Source organism: uncultured Capnocytophaga sp. (assembly GCF_938029845.1).
Lineage (GTDB): Bacteria > Bacteroidota > Bacteroidia > Flavobacteriales > Flavobacteriaceae > Capnocytophaga.
Map to the genome: position 1 here is coordinate 1 of NZ_CALHGG010000030.1, position 4,000 is coordinate 4,000.

The following is a 4,000-nucleotide window of genomic DNA, read 5'->3' on the forward strand; positions in this document are numbered from 1 at the left end:
GCTGAATACAACTTGCCTAACAATGGTTTGTTCTTTGAAGCCTCTTATAACTGGGGCTTGGCGAATCTTCAAAAAAATGGAGATTCCAAGAACTATGCCAATAATCGTGTAATTCAAGTAGGGGTAGGGTATAAGTTCTAATATCCACCTAACCCTCGAAGGGGGTAGAAATACGAAAAGCCGTTCCAAAATCCGGAACGGCTTCTCTTTTGTAATATAAAAACTAATACCCTTACTATTGTTGGAAAGTATTGTTGTCTCTATTAATATCGGTGGTGATATTATTAGGGTCAATCACTACTTTTTGTATATTTTCAAAAGGAATAGCCACTTCAAAGCTGTAAGTAGGGTGAGCCCAGCCCCATGCAGGGAGTACTTTGCGCTCATAGCTATAAGGGTTTTCTTTTTCACCAAATTGCATACGTAGTGGAATGTAATAATAGTGTGTATTGCCATTCTTATCTACTACAAAGACATCGGCAGGGAGGGGGACTCTATCTACACGACGTAGGGTGATTTGGGTTTGGTTGCCTTTGCCTTCTACTTTTTCTACTGCATAATCCACATGGTCAGGGGTTTGCATGAATTCATTGAGATACCAGCCCAATTGCATACCTGATACCTGTTCTGCACAACGAATAAAATCATGAGGTTGTGGATGCTTGAAAGCAAATTTTTTGAAATAGAGTTGGAGGGTTTTCTCCACATTCTTTTCCCCTATGATGTACTCCAATTGGTGGAGGAAGAGCGCTCCTTTCACATAGGCACTTACCGAATAAGCATAATTGGTATTGAAGCGGTCGGAGTGGTGGGTTGGAGTTTCTTCAAACTTAGACTTGGCATACCTATCATAAGAGCGATAGAATCCAGTAAAAGGAGGTACACCTGTGATACGGCTTACCGCCAAGTCTTGCATATAGGAGGTAAAGCCTTCGTCCATCCATGGATAGTGAGTTTCGTCGGTAGCTAAGATATGTTGGAACCAAGCGTGAGCTAACTCATGTGCCGCAGTACCGAGAAGATCCTCATATTTCTCTTCTCCTTGGATAAGAGTACACATAGCGTATTCCATACCGCCGTCACCTCCTTGGATAAAGGAGTATTGTCTCCAAGGATATTGACCTACGAATTTGTTATAGAAGTCAAAGGTCTTGAGCATATCGGGTTGGATGCGCTTCCATATCTCAGGGTATTTCTTGTATAGGAAATGCACGGTAAGTCCATTGCCTGCATCATGTTTGTCATGGATAAACTGAGGATCGGCCGCCCAAGTAAAATCATGTACTTGAGGGGCATAGAAGTGCCACGTACGGGTCTTTCCTTTTACTTTAGGCACCTTTACTCCTGTGTCTTCGTAACCAAAGCCTATTTCATTGTTGTTCTGCAAGTAACCGGAGCCTCCTACGATATAATCCTTATCAAGGGTAATTTTTACATCAAAGTTACCCCACACCCCATAGAACTCACGAGCGATATATTCGGTAGTATCCCAACCACGGTAGTCGTATTCGGCTATTTTAGGATACCATTGGCTCATGGAGAGTGCCACTCCATCGGGACTATTTCTACCTGTACGGCGTATCATCACAGGTGCTTGTCCTGCGAAATCCATTTTGAAAGTAGTACTCTTGTGTGGTGCAATAGGTTTGTTCAGTTCCACTTTTAGAATAGTACCTTCGGTGTGGTACTTCACAGGAGAGCCATCTTGGGAGAGGTTATTTACTTTTAGGTAGCCTATTTCATTGGGCTTAAGGGTTGCGATACGGCTTTCATATTGAGGGTTCTCCTTGGTACCCTTGTTAGTGGACATACGTCGGTCAGGGTCTAGGATAGTCTGTAAGCGAGCGTCCATCTCGCTATTAGGCTGGAAAGCATTTAGGAAAAGATGATAGAAAACTACCTTCAGCGTATCAGGAGAATTGTTCGTGTAGGTAAGTTCTTGTTTTCCCGTGTATTGGTAGTTTTTTACGTCCATATTGATCTCCATTTTGTAATCTACATGTTGTTGCCAATAAGGAGCGTTTTGCCCTTGGAGGGTTCCTATACTGCCTAGAACCACAAGGGATAGCATACGTTGGTAATTCATCACTTTACAGTTTTGTAATTATGGTTACAAAGTTACGAATTTAATAGCATATTTTAAAGTAAAAAATAAAAAATCTTAGCATGTATATATGGTTTTTTTTCATTACTTTTGTACTCTCTTATCTGATTAAAAACCTTTCTAATGGAATTGAACCTTACTCGTCCTCTTTGTTTTTTTGATTTGGAGACTACAGGCACCGATGTGTCCCGTGATCGTATTGTAGAAATCTCTGTTCTCAAGGTATACCCCAATGGTAACCGAGAGAGCAAGACCTGGTTGGTAAATCCTACGATTCCCATACCACCTGCCTCTACCGATATTCATGGTATCAGCGATGCGATGGTTGCTCAGGCTCCCACCTTTAAGGAGCTAGCCAAGCAGATACATAATATGATCAAGGATTCCGACTTAGCGGGGTATAACTCCGACCGCTTTGATATTCCACTACTGGCTGAAGAACTGCTACGTGCGGGCGTGGATTTTGACCTAAAGAACCGTGTAACGGTAGATGTACAGACGATCTTCCACAAAATGGAACAACGCACCCTTTCGGCTGCTTACAAATTCTATTGTAAAAAGTCCTTGGACAATGCTCATTCAGCAGAGGCAGATACTACCGCTACCTACGAGATTCTCAAGGCGCAACTCGATACCTATTCCGATACTCTACCTAATGATATCAAGCAGCTAAGTGATTTCACCACTCGTAAGCAAGTAGCTGATTTCGCTGGATTTATCGCCTATAATGAGAAAGGAGAAGAGATATTTACCTTTGGTAAGCACAAAGGTCGTAAGGTAGAGGAGATTCTAGAGGAAGAACCAGGTTATTTTGGCTGGATTCTCAATGCTGATTTTCCACTCTATACCAAGAAAGTGCTTACTGCGATACGACTTAGGAAAATGACAAATTAATGGTCAATTATCAATTGTGAATTGTCAATGGTGTGGATTAGGAATTAGATTATATGGAATTTTTGCCTCTTGATTCACATAGCAAATAAAAAAAACCGCTTCCTTTTGGGAAGCGGTTTTTGATTTCTATAAAGAAAAAACTAATTCTTAGAAATAAAGGTTTAAGAGTACAGAAGCAGTTCCGAAACCACTGTTAGGAGAACCAATGTTGAAGTTAACAGTAGAAGCATCGTTTACTGATTTGTATTTGAAGAATACTCCGTAAGAATATTGTGCTCCTAGAGCTACTTTAGGGAATACAAAGTATTCAGCACCAGCAAAACCTTGTGCACCGATAAGGAAGCTAGTGTTCTTTTTAGCAGGAGATCCGAAACCAACAAGGCCATCAAATCCGTAGAAACCTTGTAGGCGAGTAGAGCCTTTTCTCCATTCTTTACCGTAACCTACCAAAAGACCAAATGCATTAGTTGCATCTACATCTTTTTGTTTTTCAAGAGAGAAAAGAAGGTTAGCAGTATAACGATCTGCTTTTTTATCTTCAGTAAAAATTTTACCTAAGAAAGAAACAGAATTGTCAAATCCAGGAAGTTTTGTAGCTTCATTACTGTTGAAATTAACAGAGTTATTAGAGCTTCCATTAAAAGCATTTCCTACAAAGCTCAATGCACTGTTAGCACTGAATCCGATAGACCAGTCTCCTTGTTGTGGTAAATAGTTTTCTCCCTTAGAAGAAGTAATTTCTTGTGCATTAGCAACGCCAAATGCAAATACAGCTAAAGCTGATAAAAGAATTTTTTTCATCTTAAAATGTATTTTTAAATTTGGGGGCAAAGATAGGTTTTTTTTTCAAACAAGAAGGTATGGATTACATCTTTTTGTGGTTTTTATATGTAACACATTTGTTTTCAACGGGTTGTGAGAAATTGAATTTAAGAAAACAATAACATGAGGTCAGAAGTCAGAGGTCAGAAGTCAGAAGTCAGAGGTCAGAAGTCAGAGGTC

3 protein-coding genes and 1 pseudogene are annotated in these 4,000 nt (G+C 40.2%); 2 read left to right on the forward strand and 2 right to left on the reverse strand.

Annotation, left to right across the window (positions count from 1 at the left end; translation table 11 throughout):
• A pseudogene (locus Q0625_RS02300) lies at positions 1-141 on the forward strand (PorT family protein); the annotation flags it as partial.
• 94 nt (positions 142-235) lie between these two features.
• Here the strand turns inward: Q0625_RS02300 and Q0625_RS02305 are convergent.
• Complete coding sequence (locus tag Q0625_RS02305) at positions 236-2,086, reverse strand: M1 family metallopeptidase (protein ID WP_298823282.1); 1,851 nt, start codon at positions 2,084-2,086, stop codon at positions 236-238.
• Positions 2,087-2,227: 141 nt separating this feature from the next.
• Here Q0625_RS02305 and Q0625_RS02310 point away from each other — a divergent pair, with 141 nt between their 5' ends.
• Positions 2,228-2,998, forward strand: coding sequence for a 3'-5' exonuclease (locus Q0625_RS02310; protein ID WP_298823283.1), 771 nt, complete (start codon positions 2,228-2,230; stop codon positions 2,996-2,998).
• Between the two features lie 147 nt (positions 2,999-3,145).
• Here the strand turns inward: Q0625_RS02310 and Q0625_RS02315 are convergent, their stop codons facing one another.
• Complete coding sequence (locus Q0625_RS02315; RefSeq protein WP_298823284.1) at positions 3,146-3,799, reverse strand: hypothetical protein; 654 nt, start codon at positions 3,797-3,799, stop codon at positions 3,146-3,148.
• Positions 3,800-4,000 lie beyond the last annotated feature (201 nt).